At 61.7% G+C, this 15,263-nt stretch carries 15 protein-coding genes; 6 read left to right on the top strand and 9 right to left on the bottom strand.

Annotation, left to right across the window (positions count from 1 at the left end; genetic code table 11):
* Positions 1-17: 17 nt before the first annotated feature.
* Both L8U60_RS02465 and L8U60_RS02460 read right to left on the bottom strand, forming a co-directional pair.
* Complete coding sequence (locus L8U60_RS02465) at positions 18-272, bottom strand: Txe/YoeB family addiction module toxin (RefSeq protein WP_076598803.1); 255 nt, start codon at positions 270-272, stop codon at positions 18-20.
* On the bottom strand, positions 272-517 hold the full coding sequence (locus L8U60_RS02460; protein ID WP_269964806.1) for a type II toxin-antitoxin system Phd/YefM family antitoxin: 246 nt from the start codon (positions 515-517) through the stop codon (positions 272-274). Before L8U60_RS02460 ends, L8U60_RS02465 begins: the two co-directional genes overlap by 1 nt.
* Positions 518-578: 61 nt before the next feature.
* On the opposite strand from L8U60_RS02460, the gene L8U60_RS02455 reads away from it, so the two are divergent.
* Entirely contained in the window at positions 579-1,781 is a 1,203-nt protein-coding gene (locus L8U60_RS02455) for a protein adenylyltransferase SelO family protein (RefSeq protein WP_269964805.1), read from the top strand.
* Between the two features lie 4 nt (positions 1,782-1,785).
* Here L8U60_RS02455 and mqo read toward each other — a convergent pair whose 3' ends face one another.
* Positions 1,786-3,216, bottom strand: coding sequence for a malate dehydrogenase (quinone) (gene mqo / locus L8U60_RS02450; protein ID WP_269964841.1), 1,431 nt, complete (start codon positions 3,214-3,216; stop codon positions 1,786-1,788).
* Positions 3,217-3,437: 221 nt separating this feature from the next.
* Between mqo and L8U60_RS02445 the strand changes: the two genes are divergently transcribed.
* From L8U60_RS02445 to L8U60_RS02430, 4 genes are all read left to right on the top strand, one after another.
* Positions 3,438-4,445 (top strand): alpha/beta hydrolase, encoded by a 1,008-nt coding sequence (locus L8U60_RS02445; RefSeq protein ID WP_269964804.1) that lies wholly within the window; start codon positions 3,438-3,440, stop codon positions 4,443-4,445.
* Complete coding sequence (gene mtr / locus L8U60_RS02440) at positions 4,445-5,836, top strand: mycothione reductase (RefSeq protein ID WP_269964803.1); 1,392 nt, start codon at positions 4,445-4,447, stop codon at positions 5,834-5,836. Before L8U60_RS02445 ends, mtr begins: the two co-directional genes overlap by 1 nt.
* 180 nt (positions 5,837-6,016) lie before the next feature.
* Positions 6,017-6,400, top strand: coding sequence for a hypothetical protein (locus L8U60_RS02435; protein WP_269964802.1), 384 nt, complete (start codon positions 6,017-6,019; stop codon positions 6,398-6,400).
* 53 nt (positions 6,401-6,453) lie between these two features.
* A complete protein-coding gene (locus tag L8U60_RS02430) occupies positions 6,454-6,867 on the top strand; it encodes a hypothetical protein (protein WP_269964801.1) in 414 nt (137 codons plus the stop codon).
* Between the two features lie 282 nt (positions 6,868-7,149).
* Here L8U60_RS02430 and map read toward each other — a convergent pair whose 3' ends face one another.
* Genes map through dxr form a run of 5 tightly spaced genes read right to left on the bottom strand, consistent with a single transcriptional unit; the run spans position 7,150 to position 13,496 of the window.
* Entirely contained in the window at positions 7,150-8,022 is an 873-nt protein-coding gene (gene map / locus L8U60_RS02425; RefSeq protein WP_269964800.1) for a type I methionyl aminopeptidase, read from the bottom strand.
* Between the two features lie 30 nt (positions 8,023-8,052).
* Entirely contained in the window at positions 8,053-9,870 is a 1,818-nt protein-coding gene (locus tag L8U60_RS02420) for a penicillin-binding transpeptidase domain-containing protein (protein WP_269964799.1), read from the bottom strand.
* A 4-nt stretch (positions 9,871-9,874) separates the two neighbouring features.
* Positions 9,875-11,038, bottom strand: a complete 1,164-nt coding sequence (gene ispG, locus L8U60_RS02415; RefSeq protein WP_269964798.1) for a flavodoxin-dependent (E)-4-hydroxy-3-methylbut-2-enyl-diphosphate synthase — start codon at positions 11,036-11,038, stop codon at positions 9,875-9,877.
* A 25-nt stretch (positions 11,039-11,063) separates the two neighbouring features.
* Positions 11,064-12,275, bottom strand: coding sequence for a M50 family metallopeptidase (locus L8U60_RS02410; protein WP_269964797.1), 1,212 nt, complete (start codon positions 12,273-12,275; stop codon positions 11,064-11,066).
* Between the two features lie 21 nt (positions 12,276-12,296).
* Positions 12,297-13,496, bottom strand: coding sequence for a 1-deoxy-D-xylulose-5-phosphate reductoisomerase (gene dxr, locus L8U60_RS02405; protein ID WP_269964796.1), 1,200 nt, complete (start codon positions 13,494-13,496; stop codon positions 12,297-12,299).
* 111 nt (positions 13,497-13,607) lie between these two features.
* Here dxr and L8U60_RS02400 point away from each other — a divergent pair, with 111 nt between their 5' ends.
* A complete protein-coding gene (locus L8U60_RS02400; RefSeq protein ID WP_269964795.1) occupies positions 13,608-14,039 on the top strand; it encodes a DUF2631 domain-containing protein in 432 nt (143 codons plus the stop codon).
* 78 nt (positions 14,040-14,117) lie between these two features.
* Here the strand turns inward: L8U60_RS02400 and rlmN are convergent, their stop codons facing one another.
* Complete coding sequence (gene rlmN, locus L8U60_RS02395; RefSeq protein WP_269964794.1) at positions 14,118-15,224, bottom strand: dual-specificity RNA methyltransferase RlmN; 1,107 nt, start codon at positions 15,222-15,224, stop codon at positions 14,118-14,120.
* Between the last annotated feature and the right edge of the window lie 39 nt (positions 15,225-15,263).

The following is a 15,263-nucleotide window of genomic DNA, read 5'->3' as shown; positions in this document are numbered from 1 at the left end:
GTCTAGGGTGGTGCACATCAGTAGTGGTAGCGGGCCTGAAGGATGATCAAATCATCGCCGTCCACCAAATAAATGAGCCGGTGTTCCTGCGTGATCCGCCGCGACCACGCCCCCTCAGCACCGTACTTGAGAGGCTCCGGTTTCCCGATCCCCTCGAACGGGTCACGCATAGTGTCCCGGATCAACTGGTTAATACGCTTCAGCGTTTTACGATCCTCCCGCTGCCAATACTGATAGTCCTCCCACGCGTGGGCGACCCACACCAGACGCATTAGTCCTCGATCGCGTGCTCTACGAACTCACCTGCACGTGCCGCTTCGTAAGCATCGAGCACGCGCCGCGCATTCACGGGGGAACGGAAGATGTGAGCGGTCTCTTCCCACGCGGCGTAATCATCCGCCGACATGAGGACCGCGTTGCCGGAACGGGACGTTATTTCCACGACTGAACGATCGTTGTTGACGCGCTCAATGAGTGGGAACAGTGTCCGCCGCGCTTCACTAGCGCTGAGTGCCATGACCCCTCCTTAGTTGTACCGCTTTACCGTACCACACGGTCGGCCTGTCTACGCTGGCCATATGCTCGCTCTGAATCACTCTTTCGCCGACGCACTGCCCTCCATGGTGGCCGAAGCACGCGGCGCGGACTTCCCGGACCCGCAGATCGTGGTACTCAATGAATCGCTTGCGCGTGAGCTCGGCCTTGATCGCGAATGGTTGCGTAGCGAGGACGGTCTTCGCTGGCTCACCGGGGCCAACGGCGGTCACGCCACCGCGTATGCCGGGCACCAGTTCGGCCAGTTCGTGCCACTGCTTGGCGACGGCCGCGCTCTCCTCCTCGGCGACCTCCCCACCGCGGATGGCCGTGTCGAAATCCAGCTGAAAGGCTCTGGCCCTACGCCGTTTTCCAAACCAGGTTCGGACGGCCGCGGGGCGCTCGGCCCGATGCTGCGTGAGTATCTGGTCAGCGAGTTCATGCACGCGGTGGGTATCTCCACAACCCACAGCCTCGCGGTGCTGACCACCGGCGAAACGGTTCTGCGGCAGCAGGGATACGTTCCGGGTGGGATCGTGGTGCGCGTAGCACGCAGCCACCTGCGGATTGGATCGGTTCAGTATGCAGCGGTGCGGTCACCGGAGCTCGTCGAAAAGCTTATCGACGTCGCCGGCTTCGAAACCCCCGAAGACCTCCTAGCAACCGTGATGGAACGCCAGCTCAACCTGGTTGCGCAGTGGATGCGCATCGGCTTTATCCACGGGGTGATGAACACCGACAACGTGGCCCTGTCCGGCGAGACGATCGATTACGGCCCCTGCGCTTTTACGGAGAAGTTCAAGCCTTCGGCCGTGTTCTCCTCCATTGATACCCGCGGCCGCTACGCGTTTGGCAACCAACCGGACATCATGGCGTGGAACCTCACGCGCTTGGCGGAAGCGCTACTTCCGGTAAGCAACGAGGATGCCATGCGCGAAGTCCTCGCGGAAATGGAACCCATCTGGCACCGCGCGTGGGAAAAACACGTGCCTGCCCCGCAGGCGCTCGCTGCCGCAGATGACATGACCACGTACAACCGTGAGCACCACGGTGGGCCGCTGTTCATCCCGCGCAACCGGATGCTTGATCGCGCCATCATGAGTGCTGAACGCGACAGCGACGTGCAGCCATACTTCGAGCTGCTCACCGCCGTGACGGACCCCTATAACGCAGAAGCGGGCTCGACCTGGATGGCCGAGCCCGAGGGGGACGAAGGTGGGCCCTTCGTCACATACTGCGGTACTTAAGCGTTTAGTTGTCCAGCTTCAGTGCTGCCTGGGTCTCTGCCCACTGCTTCTCGTACAGGTCGCGCTCACGCATGAGGGTCTTGCCGTACGTTGGGATCATCTCGTAGAGCTTCGGGCTCCACTCAATCATGCGCTCACCGAAGCAACGCTCAAGCAGCTCGAGCATTGCGGCCGGAGCGATGGACGCACCCGGGGAAGCACCGAGGATGCCCGCGATGGTGCCGGACTGGTCGTTGACCAGGGCGGTGCCGAACTCGAGGGAACCGAAGTGCGGCGGGGTGGCTGGTTTGATGATCTGGACGCGCTGGCCGGCAATGACTGCCTCCCAGTCCTTACCATCAGCGGACGGCATGTACTCGCGCAGGTGATCCACGCGGCCGTCGAAGGACTTGAACACTTCCTCCACCAGGTACTTGACCAGGCCGAAGTTCCAAGCAGCAACACCCAGGTAGGACGGGATGTTGTCCACGCGGATGGACTTGAACAGGTCGAGGTAGGAGCCTTCCTTCAGGAACTTCGGCGTCCAGCCACCGAACGGACCGAAGAGCAGGGACTGCTTGCCGTCAACGACGCGCAGGTCCAGGTGCGGAACGGACATCGGCGGGGCGCCCACCTTTGCCTTGCCGTACACCTTGGCCTGGTGCTTAGCCACGAGCTCCGGGTTGGTGGTACGCAGCCATGCACCCGAGATCGGGAAGCCAGCGTAGCCACGAACCTCCGGCACCTTTGCCTTGCGCAGCAGGTCGAGGGCGTAGCCGCCGGCACCCACGAAGACGAAGCGTGCCTTGGTGGTTTCCTTGGAGCCGGTGTGCAGGTTCTTAGCGGTGACGTGCCAGAAACTGCCCTCACGCTTGATGTCCACGACCTCGTGGCCGTAGCGGACCTCGGTACCCTGCGTCTGAGCGTGGTCGATGAACTGGTTGGTCAGTGCGCCGTAGTTGACGTCCGTACCAGCGTCCACCCAGGAGATAGCCACCGGCTCAGAGTCGAAGTCACGCTGCTCAGCCATGAGAGGCAGCTTCTCAGCGAACTTCTCACGGTCATCGGTGAACTGCATGTCCGGGAACATGTAGTTATCCGACAGCGCCTCGTAGCGGCGCTTCAAGTAATCAATCTGGTCTTGGCCCTGTGCGAAGGACACGTGCGGGACCGGGTTAATGAACTCGGTCGGATCAGTCAGAACACCTTCATTGAGCTGGTGGGCCCAGAACTGACGGGAGACCTGGAACTTCTCATTGATGGCAATCGCCTTGGTCACATCAATGCGGCCGTTCTTCTCCGGCGTGTAGTTGAGCTCACAGAGTGCGGAGTGGCCGGTACCCGCGTTGTTCCACGGGAAGGAAGACTCCTGGGCTGCACCGTCCAGGCGCTCGTAGATGAGCTGGGACCAGGAGGGCTCGAGCTGGCGGATCATTGCTCCCAATGTCGCGCTCATGACACCCGCGCCAATCAGGAGGACATCAACCTCGTCCCCTTTAGAGTGGTTCTTCGCCGTTTGGGGCTGCTTCGTTGACACCTTTTGACCTCTTCGATCTTGTCGCCGTTTTTGCTTTACGTGAATCCTACTCCTCCCCACTATTCCACCCGAATTGCGGTATGGGGCCAAATTGAAATGTCCGCATCGCTCTCACCCCCGATCGCCCTATGATGTGTGACATGAATCTCGACTCCTTGAGCTGGACTACAGATGAACTTGGTAGCAACTACCGTCGCGCCACCATTCCCCTGGGCCCCGACCCCGACAACGAGGGCGATGTGTCTGCAGTGTTGGTGCAATCAGTCCCAGATAAGACGACGGACAAGCCCGCTCTGCTGTGGGTACACGGCATGTCTGACTACTTCTTCCAGGACCACGTGGCGCAGCACTATAAGGAATTGGGCTACCCCTTCTACGCACTGGATCTGCGCAAATGCGGCCGCGCCCACCGCAGCGGTCAACGCTGGCACTACACCACGGACATGCGCTACTACTTCGAGGAGCTCACGGAAGCTACCAAGCTCATCGGCGAGAAGCACGGCAGTGTCATTCCTCTTGCGCATTCCACCGGCGGCCTCATCACCCCGCTCTGGTTGGATCATCTGCGTCGGCATGATCCGACAACGCACGCTCTCGTCGCCGCCCAGGTGCTCAACAGCCCGTGGCTGGATATGCAGTTCCCTTCCTGGGTGGTAGCGGTAGCAACTCCCCTTGTGAATGCCACGGGCAAGCGCTTCCCTTTGTTCCCACTCCCCGCGATCGGTGAGGGAACCTACGGGGAATCTATTTATAAAGGTGCGCACGGTCGCTGGGACTATGACACGGAGAAGAAGGCCATGGGCGGCCACAAGAAATTCCTCGGCTGGTTCCGCGCGGTCATGGTCGCTCAGAAGGACATCCACGAAGGCGCAGTGGACTCCGGCGTGCCCACTCTCACGCTGTGTTCCTCGCATTCGTACCTGAGCAAGCCGTATTCCGCGGCCGCCGATACGGCAGACACGGTGCTCGATGTGAAGCAGATTCAGCACTGGGCACCGCATGTCTCCAGCGCACCTGGTTCCACCACTGCCGTCATTGACGGCGCTCTCCATGATGTTTTCCTCTCCGCCCCACTCGCCCGCCAGAATGCGTTCCGGGAGCTGGACGGGTGGCTGGAGGGGCTCGTCGATAAGCGAAAGGCTCAATAATGACGCACTACGACTACATTGTGCTGGGCTCTGGCTCCGGCAATTCATTTCCCACGCCCGAGTTCGATGACAAGAGCATCGCGCTTATCGACGAAGCCCCGCGCTTCGGCGGCACCTGCCTCAACCACGGTTGCATCCCCACGAAGATGTTTGTCCTCGCGGCGGACACAGCTGACTCAGCTGCGGATTCAGCGCGTCTCAACCTCCAGACCTCCTTTGATGGTGCGGATTGGCCGGCGATCGTTGACCGCGTGTTCACCGACCGCATCGACGCGATCTCGCGCGGCGGCGAAGAGTACCGGCGTGGCGGCGAGTGCCCGAACATTGATGTCTACGACGGCCACGCCGAATTCGTCGGCCCGAAAACAATCCGCACCTCCCGCAATGGCGAACCCGGGGACATCACCGCCGACACCATTCTCCTGGCAGCTGGGTCCCGTTCTTTCATCCCGGATGTCATCGCTGAATCCGGTGTTCCGTACCTGACCAACGAATCCGTCATGCGCCTGCCTGCACAGCCCGAATCCCTGACCATCCTCGGTGGCGGGTATATCGCGATGGAATTCGCGCACATCTTCCAATCCCTGGGCACCCACGTGCGCATTGTCAACCGTTCACCTTTGCTGCGTCATCTGGATGGTGACCTGGCCAAACGCTTCAATGCGCTGGCTACGGAGCGCTACGAAGCGCATCTTGGCCGCACCGTTGCCTCCGCCTTCCACGATGCAAACTCAGTCACGCTCATGCTTGACGACGGCACTGCAGTCACCTCCTCCGCCCTCCTCGTTGCCACCGGCCGTGTGCCCAATGGCGACCGCCTCGGCGCTGCCGCCGGCGGTGTGGAACTGCATGAGGATGGCCGCGTGAAGGTCGACGAGTTTGGCCGCACCACCGCTGAGGGCGTGTGGGCCTTGGGCGATATCTCCTCCCCCTTCATGCTCAAGCACGTGGCGAACGCTGAGTTGCGTGCCGTACGTCACAACATCCTGCACCCCGACGCAATGGTGCCCATGCCCCATGATGACGTGCCGTCTGCGATCTTCACCTCCCCGCAGATCGCCACCGTTGGCCTGACTGAGCAGCAGGCCATCGACGCCGGTTACGACGTCACCTGCAAGATCCAGAACTACGGCGACGTTGCCTATGGCTGGGCCATGGAGGACTCCACTTCCATCGTCAAACTCATCGCCGATCGGCGCACCGCCCGCCTTTTGGGTGCCCACTACATGGGCCCCCAGGCATCCACCCTGATCCAACAAATGATCACCGTGATGGCTTTCGACCTCGACCTGCGCGAAGTCGCCCGCCACCAATATTGGATTCACCCCGCTTTGGGGGAGGTGACAGAAAACGCTCTCTTAGGTCTCGACCTCGAGTTTCCCGAGGTTTAACACGTTTCCATCAGCCGCCGTTTAGGAACCTGAGAACTTCCCTGAGATAATCAAAGGTTCCTCAACAGCCTTTTGTAAAAGCATCTGTTGTTGCGTTAACCTACACTGGTTCCCTGGAAGCGAACCGGGTTCCCACAACGTTCCCGTTCCCCAACTCGAACTAGAAAAGGAATCGTGAATATGCGTAACCTTCGCAACATCGCCCTCGCAGGCGCAACCGCAGTCGCACTGACCTTCGGCGGCACCTCCGTCGCAGTCGCTGCTGATGGTGACATGGCAACCAAGCAGAACCAGTCCTCCACGCAGGACTCCAACAAGGGATCCTCCAAGGAAGGTGCCTCCTGGCAGCACAAGTTCGGCCGCGCCCTCGGCATCGACCCGAAGGATGAGAAGACCTACAAGGTCAAGGGCCAGGACATGTGGGGTGTTAAGAAGGCAGAGGACCTCCCTGACTCTGCTAAGACCCTCTACGGTCTGACCATCGCCCTTGGCGTGTTTGCTGGCCTGACCGCCCTGGCCGCACCGATCTACAACTTCTTCAAGTTCGGCCCGTTCGCTAACTAACTGCGTTCGAACTCCCATCCCCATTTCGATTTCACAGAAAGTAAGGACATAACATGCGCAAGTTCCGTAACGCAGCACTCGCAGCAGCAACCGCAACCGCTCTGACCTTCGGCGGCACCTCCGTCGCAGTCGCTGAAGAGGGCAACCAGGCTCCGAAGGCTCAGACCTCTTCCACCTTCATCTCTGGCTCTACCCGTAATGCTGAAGGCGACGCTCCGCTCGGCGACATCATCAAGGCTTTCTTCCAGGAAGGCCCGAAGGGCGTCGGCAAGCTGACTGGTGCTGACCAGCAGGCTGACTTCACCAAGCTGTGGGGCGCTAACGTCGACGATGAGGGTCAGCCGCAGTGGGCACTCCTGTGGCGCGACGGTGTGAACTGGCTCGGCCTGCTCTCCGGCATCGGCATCGTCATCGCACTGGGCAACGCAGCTCTGCACGAGGGCCTGCTGCCGCAGATCAAGTTCTAAGCACTTCGCAGCACCAATAGCTGCAAGCTAGAAACTTCTAAGAAGACCGCGTACACCGCGGTCTTCTTTTTGTGTTGGCACCCTTGCACCTGCATCCCAGGCAAACCGTGATGAATGAACTCAAATAAACCAGGTGGGCGCATCAGTTTCCGTAAGAATTTGGTGCCCCATCCTGGTTTATTTGAAAACGTTTATTGGGGTTTGCGTTTCGGCGGGGTCCAGCCAAGTTCCTCCTACTTAACCCGGCTTAAACGCCGGGGCCGTATTCATAGGACTATGTGTTTAGCGCTGGGAATCCGGGAGGGTGAGGATCTCGTTGCCGTCCTCGGTGATGAGGATGGTGTGCTCGAACTGGGCGGTGTACTCACCGTCGGTGTTCTGGACGGTCCAGCCGTCGTCCCAGATCTCGTAGTCGAGCCCGCCGAGGTTGATCATCGGCTCGATGGTCAGCGTCATCCCTGGTTCCAGCACGTCTGTGTAGGCATCCGAGTCGTAGTGGAGCACCACCAGCCCATTGTGGAAGGTTGGGCCAACACCGTGGCCGGTGAAGTCCGTGACCACGTTGTAGCCGAAGCGCTTGGCGTAGGACTCAATGACACGACCGATCACGTTAACCTGACGGCCCGGCTTAGCGGCGCGGATGCCGCGCATCATCGCCTCATGTGTGCGCTCAACAAGCAGCTTGTGCTCCTCAGCAACCTCGCCGGCAAGGAAGGTGGCGTTGGTGTCACCGTGGACGCCGTTCTTGTAGGCGGTGACATCGATATTGCAGATGTCACCTTCCTGGATCACGGTGGTGTCCGGGATGCCGTGGCAGACGATCTCATTGAGGGACGTGCAGCAGGACTTCTCAAAACCGCGGTAACCAAGCGTTGACGGGTAGGCGCCGTGGTCGAGCATGTACTCGTGGGCGATGCGGTCAATCTCATCGGTGGTCACGCCGGGGGCGACAGCCGCTCCGGCAGCCTCCAATGCGTTGGCAGCGATGCGGGACGCCTCGCGCATCTTCTCAATAACCTCCGGTGTCTGCACAAACGGTTCGCCAATGTTCTCGGCGACCGTGTCCTTCCAGACGTATTCCGGGCGCTCAATGGAGTCCGGCACAGTGCGGATCGGGGTGGGTTTTCCAGGTGTCAGTTTTCCGCGTGGGTTCATGGGTGCCATGGTAGTCCCGCGGCATGCGGGCTAGGCACCGGCCTCATCAATATTGCGCAGCATCGCGTCCGTGATGCGCACGGCAGCCTCGGATCCACCACCGAGAACGATGAGGGTGGCAAAGGCAATGTCATCATCGCGGTAGCCCGTGAACCAAGAGTGGGAGCCACCGTTGATCTCAGCCTCACCGGTCTTGCCACGGATGTCGCCGCCAGCGCTCATGCCACCAGCAGTACCACCAGGGCTAACCACTGCCTTCATCATTTGCTGCAGTCCCGCCACGGCGTGTGGCTCTAGCTTCGGCGACTGTTCACTCGCCTTGGTTTCCTTGCCCTTGATCAGGTACGGCGTTGGTACCTCACCGCGGGCAGCCGTCGCCGACACGAGTGCCATGCCAAACGGACTAGCTAGGTCGTGGCCCTGCCCGTAGCCGGCCTCGGTGCGGTCAAGCGGCTCCTCACCAACCGGGATGGAGCCAGTCAAGGTATCCAGGCCCATGATGTCGTAGTCCACCCCAAGGCCGAATTGCTTCCCCACGTCCCTCAGCTCCCCCGGCGCCAACTTCGTCGAAATATCCGCAAATGTGGTGTTGCACGAACGGGCGAACGCGGTCTGCAGTGGCACATTGCCAGCACCGGAACCGGCATAGTTGGTCACGATACGCCCGTAGATATTCATCGTTCCCGGGCACGGCACGATGGAATCCGGGTTGAGCCCCTGCTTCTCCAACCCAGCCGCCGCGGAGACTATCTTGAACGTCGAGCCCGGCGGGTATTGGCCCATGAGGGCAAGGTTGCCGTCCTTATCCGCCTCAGGCGTTTGCGCGACGGCGAGGATCTCACCCGTCGACGGACGGATAGCCACAATCATCGCTTTCTGCCCCGCGATCGGCTCAAGGGCCTTCTCGGCTGCAACCTGAACCTTGTGGGAAAGACTGATACCGATAGACGGCGACGGCTTCGCGTCGTGCTTCTCCACGTCCTCGAGCTCGTTGCCGTTCTCATTCACGATCGCGATTTTCCAGCCCGCATCGCCTTCCAAATCACCGCGCACCACTTCCCCGATGCGCGCCATGATGTCCGGCGCAAAACCAGGGTTCGCGTTCACCATCGCAGCTTCCTCATTCAGCCGCACCCCGGGGATGCCTTTCAGCGCGGCATCAGCGACCGCGTGGGCGGTAGCCGGGACCATCGCAACGGAGTACACGCCGGAGGCGGCCTCCAGCTCCTTCTGCAGGTCCCCCGCATCACGCGTGGGCACAGCTTTGTCCACCGAGTGCGCATTCGCCAAAGCGTTAGAGATCGAGATCGCGGTTTCCCCGACGCTGCGCACAGAGCCCTTATCCACGAGCACCCGATACGCCACCCCCGGACTCAACAACGCCACGCCGTCTGAGGACACAACACTCGCCTGCTCCGCCGGAACCGTCCGCAGCTCCAAATGCTGGTTCGCACCCAACCGCGGGTGCAACACAGACGGCTGCCAGCGCACAGTCCACTCCTCGTTGGACTGGGTCAACGTCATCGACGCGTCATAAGTGACGTGCCGGTCACGTGGCAGTGCCCACTCCAAGGTGTAGTGGGCAGTAGCGATGTTCTCTTTTTGGTCGATGTAGTTCAGCGTCGCGGTCAACGCTTCTGCCTGCAGGCCACTGACGGTGGCGGAGGCGGAGTCGGCGGCTTTCTGGGGGACGTCGACAAGCTGCGCAAGAGCCTCATAATCGAAGTCCTGCAGTGCGTCGAGCAGATCCTGCGCCACTGGCTTCGCTGGATTCGGCTTCGGCGTGCACGCGGTCACGCCCAACGCGACAACCAGAACCGCAAACAGCGCAAGGACCCGAGACTTCATCGTTTTACTTCGTCACCTTGACTTCCGCCTTGGCGCCTGCGATCTCCTCGAGGCCTTCCTCTTCCGCAATGCGCATCGCGTGCGCAATCAGCGTTTCGACGATCTTCGACTCCGGCACCGTCTCCACAACCTCGCCCTTGACGAAGATCTGGCCCTTACCGTTGCCAGAAGCGACACCGAGGTCAGCATCGCGCGCCTCACCGGGGCCATTAACGACGCAGCCCATCACCGCTACACGCAGCGGGTATTCCATACCCTCCAGACCGGCAGTGACTTCCTCGGCGAGCTTGTACACATCCACCTGGGCGCGACCACACGACGGGCAGGAGACAATCTCCAGCTTGCGCGGGCGCAGGTTGAGCGACTGGAGGATCTGGTCGCCGACCTTGATCTCCTCCACCGGGTCGGCGGAAAGCGACACGCGGATGGTGTCACCGATCCCCTCGGCGAGCAGCGCGCCGAAGGCCACGGACGACTTAATCGTGCCCATGAACTTCGGGCCCGCCTCGGTGACACCGAGATGCAGCGGGTAATCCGTCTGTGCGGCGAGCTGGCGGTACGCCTCCACCATGAGAACAGGGTCGGAGTGCTTCACGGAGATCGCGATATCACCGAAGCCATGCTCCTCGAACAGGCTGGCCTCCCACATCGCGGACTCGACGAGCGCCTCCGGCGTCGCCTTGCCGTACTTCTCCAGCAGGCGCTTATCCAGGGAACCGCCGTTAACACCAATACGAATCGGGATACCCGCATCGCTGGCAGCCTTGGCTACCTCTTTCACACGGCCGTCGAATTCCTTGATGTTGCCCGGATTAACGCGGACGGCGGCACAGCCAGCGTCAATAGCCGCGAAGATGTACTTCGGCTGGAAGTGAATATCCGCAATAACCGGGATCGGCGACTTCTTCGCAATCGCCGGCAGCGCCTCCGCATCCACCGTCTTCGGGCAGGCGACACGCACAATGTCACAGCCAGACGCAGTCAGCTGCGCGATCTGCTGCAAAGTGGAGTTGACGTCGTGCGTCTTCGTCGTCGTCATCGACTGCACGCTGATCGGGTGATCGGAACCAACACCTACCCCACCCACGAACAGCTGGCGGGTTTTACGACGCGGAGCAAGGGTCGGAGGCGGGCCTTCCGGAATGCCCAAACCGATGGGAAGATTCATAGCCCTAAGACTAACACCGGTTGCCTCAGCCAAAGAGGCGCACTGGGTTGACCACGTCCGCAATAATCACCAACACACCAACAACCAACAAAAGCGCAGCCATCGCGTACGTCACCGGCGCCAGCTTCTGGTAGTTCACCGGCCCACCCGGCGGCAGGCCACGCATGGCGCGTAGGCGATCACGGATTGTTTCGTACAACACCACCGCGATGTGCCCGCCATCCAGCGGCGGCAGCGGGATCAGATTGAACAGCGCCAGGAAGAAGTTCAAGGAGACCAGCAAGAAGAAGAACACTGTCCACATGGAGCGCTCCACGAGCTCACCGCCGGCGCGCGACGCACCGACCACACTGATCGGTCCTTCAACGTCTCGCTCCGCACCGAATATCGACGCCACCACGCCCGGCACCTTGCCCGGGAACGCGATGATCCCCTTCACGGACGCTGACAGCATCTCCCCCGATACACGCGCGGTTGCCGGCACTGCTTCGACCGGCCCGAAGCGCTTCACGGCATCTTCCACCGGCGCGTTGCTCACGCCGATCGCGCCGGCTTCAAAAGCGGTTCCCTCGGGGGTGAGGCGGGTGACGGAGGCAACGGGGACGTCGATAAGCATGCGCTCCCCTGCGCGCTCCACATCAAGCGTGACCGTCTGGCCCGGGCGTGTGAGCACGTACTCGCGGATCTCCACGAAGGTGCGCATCTCCTGGCCGTCGATGGCCAAGATCTGGTCGCCGGGGCGCACTCCCGCTTCACCGGCCGGACCAGGGCCCGTGCAGTCGGCGACCGTCGTGGCATCCACCTGGTCAGACGTGCACGACACCTCTCCCACCGTCGGGGTGCGATCTGCGTATGGGTTCGGAATGCCGGACGAGACTGCCAGTAGGTACAGCACCATGAACCCGAGAAACAGGTTCATCACAATGCCACCGCTCATCACTGCGACCCGCTGCCACCACGGCTTGCGGTACATCGCGTGCGGCTCCTCTTCGGGAGTGAGCGAATCCATCGCGGTCATGCCGGCGATGTCGCAGAACCCGCCGAACGGCAGCGCCGCAATGCCGTACTCTGTCTCCCCCTTCTTCACGGACACGAGCTTCGGCCCGAACCCCACGAAGAAACGGCGCACTCGCATGCCAAAGGCTTTCGCCGTGAGCATGTGTCCTGCCTCGTGCAGCGCAATCGACACAGCAATACACAGCGCGAAGGCCACGATGCCCAGGATGAATGCTCCCACGAACTGCCTTTCCGTCCGGCGCTACGCGCTGATGGTTTTAACCCGCTCCACTGCGCGGGCACGGGCCTCGGTTTCCACGGCCACGATGTCGTCGAAGGATGACGGTACCACCGCGAACTCCGACGCCGAATCGAGCACGAAGTCGATGGTGTCCACGATCTGCGGAAAGCGAATCTTTCCGGCGAGGAAGGCTGCGGCCGCTTCTTCGTTAGCAGCGTTGTACACCGCCGGGAAAGTGCCGCGGGCGCGGGCCACCTCACGTGCAAGGCGGACTGCGGGGAACGCCTCCTCATCGAGTGGCTCAAAGCGCCAGTCCATGGCTTGGGTGAAGTCGAGCTTCGGCTGGACGTCCGCCACGCGGTTCGGCCATGCAAGGGCATGCGCGATGGGCATCTTCATTGACGGCGGCGAGGCCTGCGCGATCGTCGCGCCATCCACGAAGGTCACCATGGAGTGCACGATGGACTGCGGGTGCACGGTCACGTCGATGATGTCTGGGGAGATGCCAAAGAGCAGCGTCGCCTCGATGAGTTCAAGGCCCTTGTTCACCATCGTCGCGGAATTCAGGGTGTTCATCTGCCCCATCGACCACGTCGGGTGCGCGGCCGCCTGCGCGGGGGTGGCGTCCCACATCTGCTCGCGGGTTTGCCCGCGGAAAGGCCCGCCGGAGGCGGTGAGCACGAAGCGCTCCACGTCCCCGGCACGGCCCGCGCGCAAACACTGCGCCATCGCGGAGTGTTCCGAATCGACGGGGACGATCTCGCCGCCGCGCGCCATCACAATGTCACCGCCCGCGACGAGGGATTCCTTGTTCGCCAGCGCCAGCACCGCGCCGCTATCCAAGGTGGCCAGTGTCGAAGCAAGACCCAACGAGCCGACGAGCGCATTCAACACAACGTCCGCATGAGCGGTGCGCACCAGCGTTTCCGCGGCCGCGTCGCCACGCAAGACCTCGCCGCCGAGCTCACGGCTGACTTCTTCAGCGGCTTCTTGCTTAGCGACGCCAACCTGACCCGCCTCCAGCCCCCACTCCCGAGCCTGTGCCACGATGGTGGCCGGGTCCGACCCGGCAGCGGAAATACCAACCACTTCAAAGGCGTCGGGATTATCCCGAATCACCTCCAGGGCCTGCGTACCGATGGAACCTGTGGAACCCAAAATCACAACTTTGCGCACCGTTTCATTCTCACACAGAGCGGGCAAAAATCGCCGTGGGGTCATACTAAGGGTGAGGTTCGGGGTGTTTCGGGGGGATGAATCGGAAACACAGCACCACGTGTGCCAAAATAGGGGCATTGACTCTTTTCCCTAACCCGTGTCAAGGAGTTTGTTGTGAGCGCTAAGGATGACGCACCCCAGGTCTACAACGGTGTTTCCGAGGCTGATGTGCCTTCCGCCAAGTGGGGCTGGTCTGAACTGACCCCGAAGACCATCCAGATCGCTGGCTGGGTGTCCGTGGCTTTCCTCATTGCCTACAACTTCGGCAACCACCAGGGCCATGTTGAGACCATTTGGCTCATCGCACTGGCTGTCCTCATTGCTCTCGGCCTCGTGCTGTTTGCCATCCGCCCGGAGCTGTCCCAGGTCCGCACCGTCACCGCCTTCAACCAGCCGGTCGGCTACCAGGAGAAGGACTGGACCGAACTCCAGCGCACCATGACCGGCCCGTACGCTGAGCTTACCGACGGTCAGCTGCGCGCCCTCAACATCGAGCCGGAAGCCTTCCGCGCTTCCCAGCAGGGCCGCCACGAGCTCAGCAACTAATTAACGCTAGCTCCCCTCGGGCAAAGCTTTAACCCCAGTCAGCACATGCTGGCTGGGGTTTGTTCTGTTCTGAAGAAGTTAGGCTTCGGCCTTTTCGTCGGCGGCGAGCTGGCCGCACGCCGCGGCGATTTCTTGGCCCTTGGTGTCACGCACCGTGCACGTCACGCCCTGGGCGATGACGCGGCGAACAAACTCGTCCTGACGCTCACGCGGGGAGGCATCCCACTTCGATCCCGGTGTCGGGTTCAGCGGGATGAGGTTGACGTGGACGAGGGGGCCCAATGCGTCGTGAAGCTTCTTGCCCAGCATGTCCGCGCGGAAATCATGGTCATTGATGTCGCGGATCAGTGCGTACTCGATGGACACGCGACGGCCGGTTTGGTCCGCGAAGTATCGGGCGGCGTCCAAGACGTCGGCAACGGAGAAACGGTTGTTCATGGGGACGAGGGTGTCCCGGAGCTCGTCATCAGGCGTGTGCAGCGAGACGGCGAGGGTGACGTTGAAGCCTTCGTCCGCGAGCTTGCGAATCGCAGGCGCGAGCCCCACCGTGGACACGGTCACGTTGCGCTGGGAGATGCCAAAGCCTTCCGGCGCCGGCGAAATGATCTGACGCACCGCTTGCACCACGCGGTTGTAGTTCGCCAGCGGCTCCCCCATGCCCATGAAGACCACGTTGGTCAGACGGCCACCTTCAGCCTCCATCATGGCCGCGGCTTCACGCACCTGGTCGACGATCTCCGCCGTGGACAGGTTACGGTCCAACCCGCCCTGGCCGGTCGCACAGAATGGGCACGCCATACCGCAGCCGGCCTGGGAGGAAATGCAGAGAGTCGCGCGGCCCGGGTAGCGCATGAGGACGGATTCCAACAGGATGCCGTCGTGAAGCCGCCACAAGGTCTTGGTGGTGTCACCGTTATCAGTCTCCACCTTGCGTACGGGGGTGAGCAGGCGCGGGAACAGTGCTTCCTTGACTGTCTCACGCTGGGCCGCGGGCAGATCCGTCATCGTGGACGGGTCCGCCTCATAGCGGCCGTAGTAGTGGCGCGCGATCTGGTCGGCGCGGAACTTGGGCAGGCCAAGCTCCCCGAGCGCGGTAATGCGTTCTTCGACGGTCAGGTCCGCGAAGTGCTTCGGTGGCATGCCGCGCTTGGGGGCCAGCAACTGGATCTTTGGAAAATCACTCATGACGTGGCCCATTGTGCCCGGTTTGGCACCGCATAGCCA

Origin of the sequence: Corynebacterium meitnerae (genome assembly GCF_027570075.1) — a bacterium.
GTDB classification, from domain to species: Bacteria; Actinomycetota; Actinomycetes; order Mycobacteriales; family Mycobacteriaceae; genus Corynebacterium; species Corynebacterium meitnerae.
The sequence above is the reverse complement of the archived record's forward strand: the minus strand, read 5'-3'. Positions and strand labels throughout refer to the sequence as shown.

Bases quoted from the DNA above. Each gene is read 5' to 3' on its own strand.
- mqo (WP_269964841.1), bottom strand. From the start codon at position 3,216: ATGAGCGCGACATTGGGAGCAATGATCCGCCAGCTCGAGCCCTCCTGG.
- dxr (WP_269964796.1), bottom strand. From the start codon at position 13,496: ATGACCCCACGGCGATTTTTGCCCGCTCTGTGTGAGAATGAAACGGTG.
- L8U60_RS02430 (WP_269964801.1), top strand. From the start codon at position 6,454: ATGCGCAAGTTCCGTAACGCAGCACTCGCAGCAGCAACCGCAACCGCT.
- mtr (WP_269964803.1), top strand. From the start codon at position 4,445: ATGACGCACTACGACTACATTGTGCTGGGCTCTGGCTCCGGCAATTCA.
- L8U60_RS02455 (WP_269964805.1), top strand. From the start codon at position 579: ATGCTCGCTCTGAATCACTCTTTCGCCGACGCACTGCCCTCCATGGTG.
- ispG (WP_269964798.1), bottom strand. From the start codon at position 11,038: ATGAATCTTCCCATCGGTTTGGGCATTCCGGAAGGCCCGCCTCCGACC.
- L8U60_RS02465 (WP_076598803.1), bottom strand. From the start codon at position 272: ATGCGTCTGGTGTGGGTCGCCCACGCGTGGGAGGACTATCAGTATTGG.
- map (WP_269964800.1), bottom strand. From the start codon at position 8,022: ATGAACCCACGCGGAAAACTGACACCTGGAAAACCCACCCCGATCCGC.
- L8U60_RS02420 (WP_269964799.1), bottom strand. From the start codon at position 9,870: ATGAAGTCTCGGGTCCTTGCGCTGTTTGCGGTTCTGGTTGTCGCGTTG.
- L8U60_RS02445 (WP_269964804.1), top strand. From the start codon at position 3,438: ATGAATCTCGACTCCTTGAGCTGGACTACAGATGAACTTGGTAGCAAC.
- rlmN (WP_269964794.1), bottom strand. From the start codon at position 15,224: ATGAGTGATTTTCCAAAGATCCAGTTGCTGGCCCCCAAGCGCGGCATG.
- L8U60_RS02435 (WP_269964802.1), top strand. From the start codon at position 6,017: ATGCGTAACCTTCGCAACATCGCCCTCGCAGGCGCAACCGCAGTCGCA.
- L8U60_RS02460 (WP_269964806.1), bottom strand. From the start codon at position 517: ATGGCACTCAGCGCTAGTGAAGCGCGGCGGACACTGTTCCCACTCATT.